Origin of the sequence: Chryseobacterium sp. KBW03, assembly GCF_003852415.1 — a bacterium.
Lineage (GTDB): Bacteria > Bacteroidota > Bacteroidia > Flavobacteriales > Weeksellaceae > Chryseobacterium > Chryseobacterium viscerum.
In genome coordinates this window covers 521,335-536,712 of sequence record NZ_QAJO01000004.1, presented here as the reverse complement: position 1 = coordinate 536,712, position 15,378 = coordinate 521,335, and the positions used below count along the sequence as shown (strand labels likewise).

At 36.6% G+C, this 15,378-nt stretch carries 21 protein-coding genes; 8 read left to right on the top strand and 13 right to left on the bottom strand.

All coding sequences use genetic code 11. The features are described from left to right. Positions 1-35: 35 nt before the first annotated feature. From DBR39_RS24240 to DBR39_RS10415, 6 genes are all read right to left on the bottom strand, one after another. A complete protein-coding gene (locus DBR39_RS24240; RefSeq protein WP_185147170.1) occupies positions 36-191 on the bottom strand; it encodes a hypothetical protein in 156 nt (51 codons plus the stop codon). 30 nt (positions 192-221) lie between these two features. Further along, complete coding sequence (locus DBR39_RS10430) at positions 222-389, bottom strand: bacteriocin (RefSeq protein WP_109737854.1); 168 nt, start codon at positions 387-389, stop codon at positions 222-224. A 155-nt stretch (positions 390-544) separates the two neighbouring features. Continuing rightward, positions 545-703, bottom strand: a complete 159-nt coding sequence (locus DBR39_RS24235) for a hypothetical protein (protein WP_185147169.1) — start codon at positions 701-703, stop codon at positions 545-547. Positions 704-744: 41 nt separating this feature from the next. Continuing rightward, entirely contained in the window at positions 745-906 is a 162-nt protein-coding gene (locus DBR39_RS10425) for a bacteriocin (protein WP_124532841.1), read from the bottom strand. A gap of 121 nt (positions 907-1,027) precedes the next feature. Then, positions 1,028-1,873, bottom strand: coding sequence for a hypothetical protein (locus DBR39_RS10420; protein ID WP_124532840.1), 846 nt, complete (start codon positions 1,871-1,873; stop codon positions 1,028-1,030). A 171-nt stretch (positions 1,874-2,044) separates the two neighbouring features. Further along, positions 2,045-2,890, bottom strand: a complete 846-nt coding sequence (locus tag DBR39_RS10415; RefSeq protein WP_124532838.1) for a hypothetical protein — start codon at positions 2,888-2,890, stop codon at positions 2,045-2,047. A gap of 114 nt (positions 2,891-3,004) precedes the next feature. Between DBR39_RS10415 and DBR39_RS10410 the strand changes: the two genes are divergently transcribed. From DBR39_RS10410 to DBR39_RS10400, 3 genes are all read left to right on the top strand, one after another. Then, complete coding sequence (locus tag DBR39_RS10410; protein ID WP_228447816.1) at positions 3,005-3,472, top strand: TlpA family protein disulfide reductase; 468 nt, start codon at positions 3,005-3,007, stop codon at positions 3,470-3,472. 10 nt (positions 3,473-3,482) lie between these two features. Then, a complete protein-coding gene (locus DBR39_RS10405) occupies positions 3,483-4,139 on the top strand; it encodes a thioredoxin family protein (protein ID WP_124532834.1) in 657 nt (218 codons plus the stop codon). Between the two features lie 72 nt (positions 4,140-4,211). Beyond that, positions 4,212-4,613, top strand: a complete 402-nt coding sequence (locus DBR39_RS10400; RefSeq protein ID WP_124532832.1) for a DUF2809 domain-containing protein — start codon at positions 4,212-4,214, stop codon at positions 4,611-4,613. A 17-nt stretch (positions 4,614-4,630) separates the two neighbouring features. On the opposite strand, the gene DBR39_RS10395 is transcribed toward DBR39_RS10400, so the two are convergent. Genes DBR39_RS10395 through DBR39_RS10375 form a run of 5 tightly spaced genes read right to left on the bottom strand, consistent with a single transcriptional unit; the run spans position 4,631 to position 8,259 of the window. Further along, positions 4,631-5,551: a YARHG domain-containing protein gene (locus tag DBR39_RS10395; protein WP_124532830.1), complete on the bottom strand. Its 921-nt coding sequence runs from the start codon at positions 5,549-5,551 to the stop codon at positions 4,631-4,633. Further along, complete coding sequence (locus DBR39_RS10390; RefSeq protein ID WP_124532828.1) at positions 5,548-6,186, bottom strand: DUF2306 domain-containing protein; 639 nt, start codon at positions 6,184-6,186, stop codon at positions 5,548-5,550. The genes DBR39_RS10395 and DBR39_RS10390 overlap by 4 nt, the downstream gene beginning before the upstream one ends. A gap of 5 nt (positions 6,187-6,191) precedes the next feature. After that, the gene (locus tag DBR39_RS10385; protein WP_124532826.1) at positions 6,192-6,605 is read right to left on the bottom strand and encodes a hypothetical protein; all 414 of its coding nucleotides are present in this window, start codon (positions 6,603-6,605) and stop codon (positions 6,192-6,194) included. Positions 6,606-6,638: 33 nt separating this feature from the next. Beyond that, on the bottom strand, positions 6,639-7,046 hold the full coding sequence (locus DBR39_RS10380; protein WP_124532824.1) for an energy transducer TonB: 408 nt from the start codon (positions 7,044-7,046) through the stop codon (positions 6,639-6,641). A 10-nt stretch (positions 7,047-7,056) separates the two neighbouring features. Beyond that, positions 7,057-8,259 (bottom strand): NAD(P)/FAD-dependent oxidoreductase, encoded by a 1,203-nt coding sequence (locus DBR39_RS10375; protein WP_185147168.1) that lies wholly within the window; start codon positions 8,257-8,259, stop codon positions 7,057-7,059. Between the two features lie 113 nt (positions 8,260-8,372). Here DBR39_RS10375 and DBR39_RS10370 point away from each other — a divergent pair, with 113 nt between their 5' ends. The 5 genes from DBR39_RS10370 to DBR39_RS10350 all read left to right on the top strand — a co-directional run bounded on the left by DBR39_RS10370 (position 8,373) and on the right by DBR39_RS10350 (position 13,503). After that, positions 8,373-8,867: an acyl-CoA thioesterase gene (locus DBR39_RS10370; protein WP_109737850.1), complete on the top strand. Its 495-nt coding sequence runs from the start codon at positions 8,373-8,375 to the stop codon at positions 8,865-8,867. 50 nt (positions 8,868-8,917) lie between these two features. Continuing rightward, positions 8,918-9,970: a thiamine-phosphate kinase gene (gene thiL / locus DBR39_RS10365; RefSeq protein ID WP_124532820.1), complete on the top strand. Its 1,053-nt coding sequence runs from the start codon at positions 8,918-8,920 to the stop codon at positions 9,968-9,970. A 311-nt stretch (positions 9,971-10,281) separates the two neighbouring features. Then, positions 10,282-11,103 (top strand): helix-turn-helix domain-containing protein, encoded by an 822-nt coding sequence (locus tag DBR39_RS10360; protein ID WP_124532818.1) that lies wholly within the window; start codon positions 10,282-10,284, stop codon positions 11,101-11,103. Between the two features lie 166 nt (positions 11,104-11,269). Beyond that, positions 11,270-12,466, top strand: a complete 1,197-nt coding sequence (locus tag DBR39_RS10355) for a multidrug effflux MFS transporter (protein ID WP_185147167.1) — start codon at positions 11,270-11,272, stop codon at positions 12,464-12,466. 128 nt (positions 12,467-12,594) lie between these two features. Beyond that, a complete protein-coding gene (locus DBR39_RS10350; protein ID WP_124532814.1) occupies positions 12,595-13,503 on the top strand; it encodes a DUF6268 family outer membrane beta-barrel protein in 909 nt (302 codons plus the stop codon). A 53-nt stretch (positions 13,504-13,556) separates the two neighbouring features. Here the strand turns inward: DBR39_RS10350 and DBR39_RS10345 are convergent, their stop codons facing one another. Both DBR39_RS10345 and DBR39_RS10340 read right to left on the bottom strand, forming a co-directional pair. Beyond that, positions 13,557-14,291 carry a LytR/AlgR family response regulator transcription factor gene (locus DBR39_RS10345; RefSeq protein WP_103233902.1) on the bottom strand — a complete coding sequence of 245 codons (735 nt, stop codon included), beginning with the start codon at positions 14,289-14,291 and terminating at the stop codon, positions 13,557-13,559. After that, positions 14,284-15,342, bottom strand: coding sequence for a sensor histidine kinase (locus DBR39_RS10340; protein WP_124532812.1), 1,059 nt, complete (start codon positions 15,340-15,342; stop codon positions 14,284-14,286). Before DBR39_RS10340 ends, DBR39_RS10345 begins: the two co-directional genes overlap by 8 nt. Positions 15,343-15,378 lie beyond the last annotated feature (36 nt).

Sequence of the window (15,378 nt, the reverse complement as noted above, 5' to 3'; positions counted from 1 at the left end):
CCAATCATTTTTTTTGTTATAAAATTAAAGCTTAATTAACAGCAATAGCCGTCTTTACCTCTTGGGCCAATGATCAGGAAGTGGCTTACTCCTCTCAGTTTGCATAAACCTTCTGCGCAGGCTGCCCCGCCGTTGATTTCTTTCAGCTCAGTTTTGGTGAGTTTCCTTTTCTGAATGTTTGAACCTTTCATATTTTCCTTGTTTAAATATTATAAACTTGGTTAACAGCAAAATCCATCCTGCATCCCGGGAACTCCAGATCTTTCCTCTCCGGTATTAGGATCTGTACAGCTTATTACTCTTGGGCAGATAGGTCTGTTGGCCCCTCCGCTGATCTCTTTCAGCTCATTTTTACTAAGCTTTCTTTTCTGATTTTTTGAATTTTTCATAATAATTTGAATTTGGTTTCACTAAGATAAGGAAAAATATAATTCAAAAGATTGTTATTCAAATTGTTATGTTTTTTTTGGTGTAGAAATGATTTCACAAAAAAAGATTGAGGGGTTTCCTCAATCCTTATTTTATCTAACAAGATTACGTGATATTAACAGCAGTACCCGTCTCTACCTACAGGTCCGATAACATATTGGTCATCACCTATTTTGCATAATCCTTCAGGGCAAGCGATAGGTCCGTTACCTCCGTTTATTTCCTTCAATTCGCTTTTTGTTAGTTTTCTTTTCTGAATGTTTGATTTTTTCATGGTAGTTTTAGTTTGATTAGTTTTTGAGTATTAATTTTTGATTAGCAGCAAAATCCATCTCTTCCCACAAGGCCCGGTACCATCTCTCCTGAGTCAGGAAGCGTGCAGAATCCGCGGAGACATCTGGGAGGAAGTGCTCCACCATTAATTTCTTTTAACTCATTTTTGGTTAATTTTCTCTTTTGAATGTTTGATTTTTTCATGGTAATTTTAGTTTTGATTCAGAGCTAATATACAAAATGATTTATATAATTCCATGGATTGGGAAAAATTTAACATAGGTGTTAATGAAAACAAAAAGAGAGCGTTAAGCTCTCTTTTCTATTATAAATGATTGTATTCGTAAGTATTCAATTCGCTGTTCGTTACCCCTGTGCCGGTCTTATTATAATAAGTTTTGACATTTTTAGTAGGATAATTGCTGGTATTGTATTCGTAAGTAGACTTAAAGATTCCCCATTCAGCACTTCCTGAACCATTGTTATAATTAAGGAGATTATTATAGCTTAGGATATTGTGGGTAGATCCGTTTTCATCTTCGGTATCAATAATTTTTAAAAATCCTGTTATATTTTTAAAAGGAACGTTCTTAGTATCGTATTGGATAGGCTGTAAAGATCCCGTTGCACTATGAAATCCTCCGGTGTTAGAAGGAACTGATGCTGTTTCAGTCCAGCTGCTCAGTGAGCCGTCTGCATTTAATGTTGCCATTTTCGTACCGGTTCTCATAGCAGGAGACCCTGTAAAGTTTGCAGTATAGGTAATTTTTACACTATTGCTGGAAAGATAGGTATAATTGGTTTCTACTGTAGAAACAGTTCCGGATGAAAGATTATTCTCAACATATATTTTTTTGCTTAATCTGCTGTTTCCATCATAGGTATAATTGGTTTTATAGCTGGTGCTTGAACCGGTAGTTACCTGCTGAGTAATCAGATCTCCTGAATAACTGAATAGGGTAACTTCACTATTGGTGATGTTTTTAATCTGAGAGATTTTCGAGCCATTGTAAGTGTACGTTGAAGTGTCTCCGTCAGCAACCATTTTTGTAACTAAGACCGGACTATTATCATTGTTGTTCCCGTTATTGTTAGATGATTCGTTATCATCATTACTGCTAGAGCAGGATGCCAAAAAGAAAATTGGCAGAAGTAAATAAGCTTTTTTCATGGTTTTAATTTAAGGCAGTAAAAATATCAAAAAAATGAATTGCTGATGAAAATAAACTGTTTATTTGTAAAATATATAAAACCTATTTTTATATGTTATTGATTATAATGTGTTTATGAATTTTAATATCGCGATCTTCTTCTATAAAAAGAGAGCTTTTAGCTCTCTTTTTTATAAGTGATTGTATTCAAAAGTACTGATATTAATAGTCGTTGGTGATCCCTTGTAGTTCGCGTAAGTTGTTCGGGTTTCTTTTATAGGGTAAGCACTGGTATTATATTCGAAATCTGATTTGAATGCTGTGCGTTCAGCCTCTACGGTTGGTGCGGGTAGATATTCATAATTAATCATATGATCGTAATTTAGTGTATTGTGCGAAGAGCCGTTTTTATTTTCCAAATCGATAATCTTTAGGTATCCTGTTATATTTTTAAAAGGAGAATTTTTTGTATCGTATTCTACTGTTTTTAACTTAGAAGTGGCTATTACACCTGGATTATCATTTAGAGTTCTATCGAAACTACCATTCCAACTGCTCAGTGAGCCATCAGTATTCAATACTGCAGATACTGACCCCCTTCTTCTTTGTAATGGAGGTGTAAATTTTTTGTAGAATTTTATTTCTACTCTGTTATTGGGTTTATAAGTATAATCTGATTCTAAGCTCCATGAAGTGCCGAAGGAAACTCCCGAAGCTATTAATTTGATCAGCCTTTTATCAGTATCATAAGTATATTGGTTCGTCTGAGGATTCGGACCAATGGTTTCAGATTGAGTAATCAAATCATTAGTATAAGTAAATGTAGTTACGTTTCCTTTGGTGATATTAATGATCTGAAATAGTTTCGATCCGTTATAAGAATAGGTTGATGTCTCTCCGCTTGTGATCACTTTGGTTACCAGAACAGGAGTTCCATCATTGTTGTTTCCATTATTATCAGGTAAAGGAGTATCATTATTGCTGCTTGAGCACGATGCTAAAAAGAAAATTAGCAAAAGTAAATAAGTCTTTTTCATGGCTGATGGTTTTTAGTTTACTATCAAAGGTATAAAAAAAAATTAGATGATTCTTATAGGGGATTGGTTTACAATTATTTATTAAATTTGAGGATGAAGAATTTGTTGAAAATAATGGCACTGTTTCTTTTTTGTACGGTTTTCAATGCCCAGCAGACTGAAGTTTCAGTAGTGAAATATGAAAATCTGGAAAAACGAATTCAGGAAGAGAAAGATAAACTTCTTGTGGTCAACTTTTGGTCAACTACCTGTGGCCCTTGTGTAAAGGAAATGCCTCATTTTATGGAGATCAGTCATCAATATGCCGGAAATCCTAAATTTAAAATGATTCTGGTTTCACTGGACAGGCTTGCAGATAAAGAAAGAGTTTTGAAATTCATTAAAAATAAAAATCTTACTGCTGAAGTACTTCTGCTGGATGATATCAAAAGAATGAATACCTGGATACCAAGGTTCGAAAAAGACTGGGATGGGAATATTCCGGTAACGCTGTTCTATAAAAATGGGGAGAAAATTCATTTTAATGATGGTGAAATGAGCAAAGAAGATCTTGAAAAAACAATTAAAGAAAATCTACAATAAATAATCTATTATGAAAAACCTGAAAATTGTAATGACGGCATTCATTGTTGGGCTTGGATTACTGAGCTTTACGACAACGGATCACGATAAAGGCAAAAATAAAAAAGAGAGCGTTTCATCTGTAAAAGGCTATGAAGTAGGAGATGAAGCTGCTGATTTTAAGCTTAAAAATATTGATGGGAAAATGGTCTCTCTGAGTGATTTTAAAAGTGCAAAAGGATTCATTGTGGTATTTACCTGCAACCACTGTCCTTATGCCAAGAAATATGAAGACAGAATCATTGAGCTGGATAAAAAATACAAAGCGCAGGGATATCCGGTCATTGCCATTAATCCTAATGATCCTAATGCACAGCCGGAGGACGGCTATCAGCAGATGATCGAAAGAGCCAAGCAGAAGGGCTTTACTTTTCCGTATCTGGTGGATGAAGGGCAGAAAATTTACCCGCAGTATGGCGCTACAAAGACTCCGCATGTTTTTGTATTGAAAAAGGAAAACGGAAAGAATATGGTAAAATATATTGGCGCTATCGACAACAATTATGATAATCCGAATGATGTATCAGAATATTATGTTCAGGATGCCGTAAATGCTTTAATAAAAGGGGATGCTGTAAAAATGACAAAAACAGTGGCCATCGGATGTACAATCAAAGTAAAGAAATAATATATTTGCTTACCTAGAATAAGATCGGTGTTCTTAGAATACCGATTTTTTATGCCTTAAACCCGATTTGAAATGAAATTACAGTTCAGCCTGAAGTATTTCCTTCTGACCCTTCTTATTTTTCTTGTAGAAATCTTAATCGCTACAAAACTGAGCGGGATTTTCTTTGTCAGAGCCTATCTTGGAGATGTGATTGTGGTGATGCTTATGTACACCTTTGTGAAGAGTTTTGTAAAAGTAAATGACCAGAAGCTGATCCTTGGAATTCTGATTTTTTCATTTATGGTAGAATTTGCCCAGTATTTCCATATTGCAGAAAAACTAGGCTTCCGTCCTGGAAGCCTAATGTATATCGTTATCGGAAATTCTTTTTCGTGGATTGATAATTTGTGTTATGCCGTAGGCTGCCTAATCCTCTATATTTTTGTAAGGACGACAAACAATGATGGCTTAACCTCGACCCCTAATACCTAATTCCTGCAACCTAGCACCTATCTTCCAAAACTATCGTATTTATCTTCCGCATACTTGGTAAAGCGGTTCAGTAAAGCTACATTGTCCTTTTCCATAGGAGAAAGATCATTATCTACATTGCTGGAAACAGGAATATACCAATCTGTCTGTTCAAAGAAGTTTCTGTAGGTTTCTTTTTTAAAAGAATAGCCATGTCTTGCAAATACAGAATTTTTGATGATCTCAAGGTCAAGTTTTCTTAAGTTTTTAAGATCTTTTTCCGTCAGCTTCTGCTTGGATGCATTCAGTTTGAATATCGCTTCTGAGGCGATGCGGTTTTTAGAGGTTTTATAGCTTTCTGTTTTTCCGGTTTCTTCATCCTTGTACTTTTCTGTAAACTCTTTAGGGTTTGACCAGTCTACCAGATCAGAATCCTTATCCAGCATAAAGTTAGGATTATAAACGAACTCTTTTTTTGTCAGCTTAAGAGTTTTTGAAGGCGCTTTTACCGATGTTTTATTGAAGGCATTCCATTTTCCGGTTAAGCTGTCGCCTTTCAGTTTTACCTCGAACCTTCCGTCCGTTTTGTCATTTCCAGGTTCATCCAGGACAAAAGAGGCTGCAGCTTCATTGAAAACTCCTTTAAATGGACGCTGATTTCCATTCACAATACTTTGTCCGTAAACACTGTCCTTTGTGATTCTGTTGATCTTCAAAGAAATTCTTTTATAATTATTAACATCATATTCCGAACCGTCCATTTCGTCAACTACCTTTTCCATTCCGGCAAATTCACCGGTATAAATTCCATAGTATTCTTTATGAACTTCAGGAACGACAACAGAATCCTTTTTTGCGGTTAGAGAATCTTTTCCCGCTTCATTGGTTTTCCCATCTTTTTTGCAGCTTACCAAAGAAACTGTCAGTAAAGAAATGAGAGTGTAATTTAGAATTTTCATATATGTTTTTTTGTGATTAAATATTCAATAATAAGGAGGTTAGGAACCCAGCCCAGCCATGCAATGATCTGATAGACATCCATAGGATTGGGATGAAATAAATATACAATAATAACTTTCCACATTCTCAACGTAATAGCAGATAATGTAAAGGCAAAACTCCGCCACATCCATTGTTTGTGTTCTTTAAACCTTTTCTGCCTTGCCAGCTGATACGCTTTAAACGTTGAAAACCACCATAAAATGCCCAAAATAACAAACGAAACCTTCGATAGGATGCCTCCGTTGGCAAATATTCCCATATAAATTCCGGAAGGTGCCGCACAGATCAGAATGAGAAGAATATATACTTTTCCCATATTCCGGTGGAAGTTTTTTAATCCAAAATTCCGTCTGAGAATGGACAGAAACCCTGAAAGAAGCACAAAAATACTGGTATAGACATGTGTATAGAAAAATGCAAGATATTCTGGCCTATCTATAACTTCCGTCTGTTTGATCATCAGAAAACTGGCTTCAGGATTAAAAGGAATGTATTCTAACGTGATTTTCAGCATCAGCCAAAAGAAGTATCCAAATCCTATGATGAGAAGGATTTTAAAAAGGGTAGATATATTTCTTTTAGCAGAGAGCATCTCGATTAGTCAAAATTGATAGAGAAAGGGAGGGTAAACCAAATCATTACGGGGTTCCCCTTATATTCTCCGGGCTTCCATTGGGTTTTCATAGATTTCATCACTCTTTCTACCTCATGATTAAGAGATTCATTTTCTCCGGTTACGATAATAGTTTCAATATAACCTTTAGCATTGACAGAAAATTTTGCTTTTGAACTTGTTCTGCTTTTAGCCCCTTTTATTTTGTTAGAATTAATTTTTTGAGATACCTCTCGCATAAATGCTGAAATTCCGCCAGGATATTCTGCAGGTTTACTTTGTTCTGGATTATGTTGATCTCCAGAATGATTCTCCACAGGTTGTGTTTTATTTTCTTCTGTTTGAGCAAATGTAAGCCCAAATCCAAGACATAAAATGAATGCTAGTATTCTTTTCATAGATATGGTTTATTAGCTTTTCAGATTAGCATTTTAAAGATTTAAAGTCATAGGAATGCGGTACGTTGCTTTAACTGCTTGCCCGTTTTTAGTAGCAGGCTTCCATTTGGTCTTTAAAGCTTTTATGACGCGGTCCATCTCTTTATTCAGAGCAGGATTGTTTCCTGTTGTTGAAATAGAACTTATACTCCCATCGGGATTAATATCAAACTTTGTAATTGATTTAGATATTCCCGAGGAGTTCTCAAATTTTGAAGGATCAAAGATTTGACTAATATCTTGTCTCAAAGCAATCATTCCTCCGGGATATTCGACAGGAGTGATTTCGTCCTTATTTACCTCCGACGATGGAGTTGAGGTTTGTTGCTCTTCCTTTTGTATTGTTTGAGAAAAAGCAAATTGAGTTCCTAATAGTAAGATGAGCATTGATATCTTTTTCATGGTGTGTTTTTTATAAGTTATTGAGATCCTGTGCAATCAGCCATGCTTCACTCCAGCATGCCTGGAAATTGAACCCTCCCGTTACAGCATCTATATTGAGAACCTCGCCTGCAATATAAAAATTAGGAAGCAGTTTTGAAGACATGTTTTTAAAGTTAATTTCCTTTAAATCAACACCTCCGGCGGTTACGAATTCATCTTTAAAGGTTGATTTTCCGGTAACCTGAAACTTTTTTTGGCAAAGGTTTTCAATGATTTTCTGCATTTCCTTTCCGGAAATATTCGCAACCTGCTTGTTGAGGTCAACTTTTGAAATATCTAAAATCTTTTGCCAGAATCTGTTTGTAATATCAAAGATTTTGGATTGTCCGATAGTCTTTTTAGGATTGCTTTGTTTGAAATGAGTAAAGATTTCTTCCGCTTCATCCGTTTCTATGGAAACAAAATTAACTTCAATTTCAAAGTTATATTTAAGTTTTGCCAGGCTTATCGCTTCCCATGCAGAAATTTTCAGAACAGCAGGTCCTGAAAGTCCCCAGTGGGTAATAAGCAACGGTCCGCTTTCTTCAGTTTTCAGCTTCGGAATGGAAATTCCCGCGTTTTCAAAACTTGTTCCAGGAAGATCTTTCAGTAAATCATCTTTAATATTAAACGTAAAAAGGGAAGGGACAAGATCTACAATCTTATGCCCAAGATTCTCAACCATTTTCAACGATTTTGGAGAACTTCCGGTAGTATAAACGATATAATCTGCCTCAAAGTCTCCTGAAGAGGTCTTTACAATATATTTTTCATCCTGTTTTTCAATCTCTTTTACCGAACATTTTGTTTGTACGGAGACATTCTTCTTTTGGGTCTCATTCAAAAAAGTATTGATGATAGTCTGTGAAGAATTGCTTTCAGGGAAAGTTCTGTTGTCATTTTCAATTTTCAAGGGAACATTACGCTGGTCAAACCATTCCATTGTGTCACCAGGCTGAAATTTGCTGAAAACACTTAGCAGTTCCTTGTTTCCACGAGGATAAAACTGAACAAGTTCTCTTGGATCAAAACAGGCGTGGGTTACATTGCATCGCCCGCCTCCGGAAATTTTAACCTTCTGAAGAACATCAGAGTTCTGCTCTAAAATCGTAATTGTATATTTTTTTTCGTCAAGATTGGATGCACAGAAAAAGCCTGCAGCACCGCCTCCGATAATAATGATCTGTTTCATGTCTATGTAATCCTATGCGGAAGATTATTTTTTCAAAAGTACAATTTTTATAAACCATCTTATTTGAGTATTTTTGAAGATTATAATTTAATCATACCAAAAACGATTTTCAAATGATTTTCTACCATAAATTTGAAGTGCGATGGAGCGATCTTGATGCCAACAAGCACTTAGCCAATTCATCATATGTACAATATTGTGCGCAAGCCAGAATGGCTTTTATGACTAAAGAGAAAATGGGAGTTACCCAGCTAAGCAGATGGGGAATTGGTCCGGTAATTCTGCACGAAAGATATTCTTTCTTCAAAGAGATTTATGCAGATCAGATCGTAATCGTAAGTGTAGAAATTGACGGATGCTCGGAAGATTCTTCTATTTACCGTTTCGTTCACAAATTCTATACTCCGGATGGGCTGCACTGTGCTACAGCAGAAGCAACAGGAGTATGGATCGATATGATGCTTAGAAAAATGACCACTCCGCCGGATGACGTTGTGGAAGCAATGAATAAGTATAAGAGCCCGGAAACCGTTGTATTGTCGAAAGAAGATTTCAAGAAGTTTCCTTTCCACCCACACAATATTGACCCGTCAGAAATTAATATATAAATGATGAACGATGATTGATCATTTATCAATTATCACTATAAATAAAAATCATGTTTGAAGATAAATCACAGGAGCTTACGCCCATTTCGAAATTAGGAGAATTCGGTCTTATTAAACATCTGACAGAACATTTTCCGCTATCCAATGAATCTTCGGAACTTGGTGTGGGAGATGATGCAGCAGTTATTAATCCGGATAATAAAAAAGTAATTCTTACGACAGATGTGCTGGCGGAGGGAGTACATTTTAATTTAGGATATGTTCCTTTAAAACATTTAGGATATAAGGCTGTGGTCGTAAACCTCAGTGATATTGCTGCAATGAATGCGACGCCTACCCAGATATTGGTTTCCCTTGCGGTTTCAAACCGTTTTCCGGTGGAAGCTTTGGAAGAAATCTATTCCGGGATTCAGGCTGCTTGTGCAAGATATAAAGTCGATCTGGTAGGAGGAGACACTACAAGTTCCAACTCAGGACTGGTAATGAGCATTACGGCTGTAGGAATTGAAAATGAAGAAAACATCGTAAAAAGAAGCGGAGCAAAGCCAAATGATCTTCTTGTGGTAACAGGAGATTTGGGTGGAGCATACATGGGCTTACAGATTCTGGAAAGAGAACATGCTGTATACCTTGCCGACCCTAATATGCAGCCGGAAATGGAAGGCTACGATTATATCCTGGAAAGACAGCTGAAGCCTGAAGCAAGAACAGATGTTAAAAACATTTTGGAGGAACTGGATGTTAAACCCACTTCAATGATCGATATTTCAGACGGTCTGGCTTCTGAAATTCTTCACCTTTCAGATCAGTCAAAAGTAGGATTCAGATTGTATGAGGAAAAAGTTCCATTGGACAACCTTACCATCTCTACTGCAGATGAAATGAATTTGAATCCGGTAATGACTGCTTTAAGCGGTGGTGAAGATTATGAACTTTTGTTCACTATTTCACCCAATGATTTTGATAAAATTAGAAACCACCCTGATTTTACCATCATCGGATATGCAGTAGAAAATGAAGAAGGAAACTTTATGGTAGCAAGAGGATCTAACCAGCTGATAGCCCTTACCGCTCAGGGATGGGATGCTTTTTTAGGCCAGTAAAATGTATACATTTACCGTATTACCAGTTTTAGTTATTATTACATTTATAATCGTAACTCTTTATAAACATTACATCAAAAAACGGAATCAGAATCTGAAAGAATCATTTGTTTTTGTTTTTTTCTTTGTAACAGTCTGGAGTTTGATTTATTATTTTGTTTTTAGCTAGAAACAGGCTGATAATTATAAAAAGGAATTGAAAATCAGTCTGCTAAAATCGAAAAATTATATTTAATTTTAAATATTGTAAGAAAACCGTAGTATTTTTTGCTGCGGTTTTTGTTTATAGTTAATTACTTTATTATATAGTGATGATTACACCAGAAAAAGAAATCCCGGTTCACCATCTCACTTCTGAAAAATTTCAGATGAGTACGCTAAGTGCTGCGGGTCCTGAAAACTTTCATGATGTTCACAGGCATAATTTTTTTGAGATTATCTGGTTTAGAAAGGTGTATGAAAACAGCCGTTTAGAGTTGGATTTTGAAAGCTATACCCTTGAGAACAATCAAATCTGCATCATTGCTCCAGGCCAGGCATTCAATATGAAATTAGAAGGAGAGGAAGGATATGCAATGGCAATAAGCCGGGAAATTTTCAACGAGGCCTGTAATATAGAATCGGTACTTACGGGAGGAGAGCTTCCCTTTTTTTTAAATCCTCAAAATGAAAATACCTGCAGTACAATTATAGCATTAATGGAGCAGGAATATAAAACAAAAGCAAGAACAGAACTCTTAAAGGCTTATCTGAAAGCATTTTGTATCATCATCGGAGAACAAATTAACCCTCAGGAACCTTTACTGAATGACCGTCAACGTATTCAGGAACTGATAGGGCTTATTGAGAGACATTATATCGTACATAAAGAAACCAATTTCTATGCTGGTCAGTTAAAGATAAGCAGCCATCATCTTAATGATATTGTTCGCCTTTTGAGAGGTACAACTGTAAAAAAAATGATTTCTCAGCGCCTTATCCTGGAAGCCAAAAGAGAACTTAGCTTTGGAGCCCTCACGGTGAAGGAAATTGCTTTTAAACTTGGCTTTAACGATACTTCATATTTTTCAAGATTTTTCAAGAAACATACTGGCCAAAATCCCGACTATTTTAAGAATAATGGAAAAAAGTAATCTTCAATATTTACTATAATGATAAGCTTAAACTAATGCTTTTTATTTATTATTGTATATAAATCTTCAGTTTGTGCTATCCTTCCTTCAGTTCTTTTATTGAAAAACTAAGCTTTTTACAGCACCTTTGCAGCTGAAAAATCGCCCGTGAGGGCTTATGTTATTTATGAAGAAGAATTTGAATATTGTAGTGTTTATTTTAGCACTGCTCAACACATTGGAGTCGCTAAGTATAGATCTTTATCTTCCCGCTTTCCCAAGTATGGCCCAAATCTTTAATACCGATATCGGTCATATCCAGATCTCCATTTCTGTGTTTTTTGCAGGGTTTGCTTTCGGGCAGCTGTTGTGGGGACCTTTGTCCGATAAAAAAGGACGTAAACCTATGCTCTATTGCGGGCTTTTACTTTTTATTATAGGAACAGCAGCCATCTATTTTACCTCAGATATTTATGTTTTATGGGCAATGCGTTTTCTGCAGGCGTTCGGAGGAAGTGCCGGAATCGTTATTGGCAGGGCTATCATTATTGATCTTTATGATAAACAGAAATCGGTAACGATCTTTTCACAGCAGTCTCAGATCAGTGGCATTGCACCTATTGTCGCACCGCTATTGGGAAGTGTTTTCCTTAAATTCTGGGGCTGGAACAGTTCTTTTGCTTTTTTATGCATCATGGGACTGATAACGCTTTTCATGGTTTACAAATATGTACCGGAAACCAATAGCAGAATTAATCTTCCGGATGATGAACTGTTGAATGAAAAAGGATTAAAAGATCAGCTGAAAATGATCATTTCCAACAAAGATTTTATCAACAGTACAATGGTAGGAAGTCTTGCTTTTGCATCCCTTATTATTTATATTTCGAATGCACCCTTCCTGTTTATGGAAATCCACGGGTTCTCAAGCGGTGTGTTCAGTTTTATATTTGCTTTTAACTCTCTGGCCTTGATAACGGCGGCATATATTACCCCTAAGCTGATCAAAAGAATAAGCAACTCAACGCTTTTATTTACGGCTACCATTGTACTGCTGGTGGTGTGTTCTCTCCATATTCTGATTGCTGCGGAAAATGTTTCTGTAGCCCTGGAAATTGCAATGCTTTATCTGTCATTGCTGGCCATCGGTATTTTGTTTCCTATTACATCAGCCCATGCGCTATCTCCATTTAAAGAAGGAAGAGGGACAGCAGCTGCATTACTTGGATTCATGCAGTTGATGGTTACATTCTTAATATCAGGGCTGATAGGTCTTTTAGAAGCAGACTCTATCATTCCGATGGTGGTGACACGTTCTGCAATGGCATTAATCGCGGTGTGGTTCGGATACCGTATTTTTAAGGCTCAAAAAGTAACAGCTTAAGTATCTGTTCTCATACAGCAGAAAAACTAATCCTCTTATTTGATCCTGTTGTCATACTATCCGGACACTTAATCAAGTAATTTTTGTAAAAAATCACCAAAGGGTTCTCTTTGCATAAAATTTAAAATATGAAAAGAACCCTTTCGACAGTTTTATGCTGTTTAATGCCATTAGGGTATTGGGTAAGCGCTCAATCCGGGCTCTCTGCGGAGCTGAAAACAGAATATATTCCGGGCTCAAACTATATCCGACCTGAAGACAGTACAAAGACGAATTCTAAAAGTGATTTTAAAAGGATCGATCTTAATCTGAGTATTCCGTTATCTGTAAAAAAAGACACCGATGGAAAAGTAAGATCCTGGTCTATGCTGCTGAGCGGGTCTTATGCAAAGATGACACACAAAAATTACGAAACCCAATTATTTCCGGATCAGATGCTGAATGCGCAAGTCGGAATACAGCATATGAGACCTTTGGGCAAAAAGTGGAGCATGATGATGAACGCTTCCGTGGGAGTTTATACAGACCTTGAAAGAGTCAGTTTTGATGATGTACTGGGGCAGGGAGGAATTTTGTTTATCAGACATTTTAATCCTAACCTTTCATTGGGTGGAGGGCCGGTACTTACCACTGCTTTTGGAGTTCCTATGATTTTACCCTGGATTTATCTTGACTGGAAAACGAATGGAAAGATAAAATTCAGTCTCAATTTCCCACAAGGAATGGAAGCCGGTTATCTGTTTTCAGACAAATTTGCTTTAAAAGCTGTTGTAGACCTCAACGGAATGACTGTTGAGAGAAATGTAGGCGGAAAATCTATGTTGCTGGGTTACCAGCAGATCACCGCAGGACTTAGACCGGAATTGAAAATCAATGACAGACTTACGTTACGCCTCACAGGTGGAACAGCAATACTGAGAAGCTTCAGCGAAAATGACCGAAAGATCAAAAGTATTTTCAGAGACAAAAAAGTAGCAGACCCAAGATTTGCAAGTACATTCTACGCTGCAGTATCACTGCGCTGGAATCTGCCATAAAACAAGAAGGGAAGGCGCTTTAATGCCTTCCCTTTTTATAATAAGTTATTTCTTTATTTGCTGATCAGTTTCTTATACACCACCTGATTAAGTAATTCTTCTTTTCGGGTACGGGAAATAGGAAGCTCAATTTTATTAATGAAGAGCCGCCCTCCGGAGATCATATCGATATGGGTGATATTGATGAGGTATGACTTATGAATCCTGAAAAAGTGATCTGAAGGAAGCGATTCTTCAATAGCCTTCATCGTCTGATGGATAATCAGTGATTTATCTTTAAAATGAAGCTTAGTATAATTCTGCATACTTTCAATGTAAAGAATATCTACCCAGGAAACCTTAATAAAGGAATCGGACTGCCTCACGTATAGAAAAGGATCATCCAAGGAAGTATTCTTTTTCAGTTTTTCACTGATGATAAACTGCTGTTGTGCCCTGTTTACTGCCTGATAAAAACGGTTAAAAGCAATAGGCTTTAAAAGATAATCTGCTACCTGCAGACGGAATCCTTCCAAAGCATATTCGGAATAAGCTGTGGTAAGAATACACAAAGGCGGATTTTCAAGCTGTTCCAGAAACTCCAGACCGGAAAGATAAGGCATATTGATATCCAGGAAAAGGAGGTCTATTTCACTCTCCTTTACTTTGGTGTCTGCTTCCAGGGCTGTGGCACATGTTCCTTCAACCGATAGAAAGTCAATCTGATCAGCGAGTTCTTTAAGATGGAATCTTGCCAGAGGTTCATCATCTATAATCAGGCATTTCATTTTAGGAATAATATTACTCATGATGGTCAGATAGCGTTAGTCGTAAAGTTATTTTAAAGATATGATTATCCGTTTCAATTTTCAGATCATGGGAATCCGGATATTGTAGTTTTAACCGTTTTTTTACATTTTGAAGACCAATTCCTCCTGTTCCTTCTTTCTTTTTATAGGTTGCCACATCCGAATAGGAATTTTCAACATAGAAATAGAGGTGATTGTCTTTCTCTTTACAGGAGATTTTTATATACCCTTTATGACCGGGCAGCCTGCAGACGTATTTAAATGCATTTTCAATAAAAGGAACAAGAAGCAATGGTGCAATAAGGGCTTTCCTGTTACCGATTTCCCAGTTTGCTTTCACATCCAGCTCGTTTCCCCATCTCAGTTTTTCTACTTCAACAAGGTTTTGAAGATATTCAACATCTTTATCCAAAGGAACCATGGCTTGGTTACAGTGATACAGCTGATACCGGAGAATATCCGAAAATTTCATCAGCAGAAAATCCGCAAGCTGCGTATCCGTTTTCATCAGAATATGAATATGGTTCAGAATATTAAATACTACATGAGGGTTGATCTGATCCTGCAAAAGCTTGAGCTGGTTTTCCAGATGAGCCTGCTGAAGGAGAATATGATCACGTTCTATTCTTCCGTGTTCTTTATAAAACTTGATACCGCATGCTGCCCCGTTGATCAGGAATGATGCGGGCAAAGACATATAAAAGCCCTTCCACAAAAAAGGAAGTTGCTCCAAAAAATCTTTTGGAAGCTGCTCTTTGGGAGCGACTTCTAGATACGTGAAAACAATAGCAAAAATCAGGCTTAATATAAAAATAACCATCACCGCCTGGATCAGAAACCGTTTCATTCTTTTTTCCCTTAAAGCTTTTGGAAGAAGTTTGTTGGTTAAAAAATGGGTAAATGTAAAAGAGAAACTCACAATGATAACGGCTTGAATCATTGCAAGATATTTTTCTGTGGTGGTCTGGAAATTACACCATAGTACAATAGCAAGAACAAGCCAGAAAATAAAAGTAAATATATATTCTTTTAAAACAAAAGATTTTGTCATGGAACTGGAAATAGGTTGATAAAAAAATTAGAAACT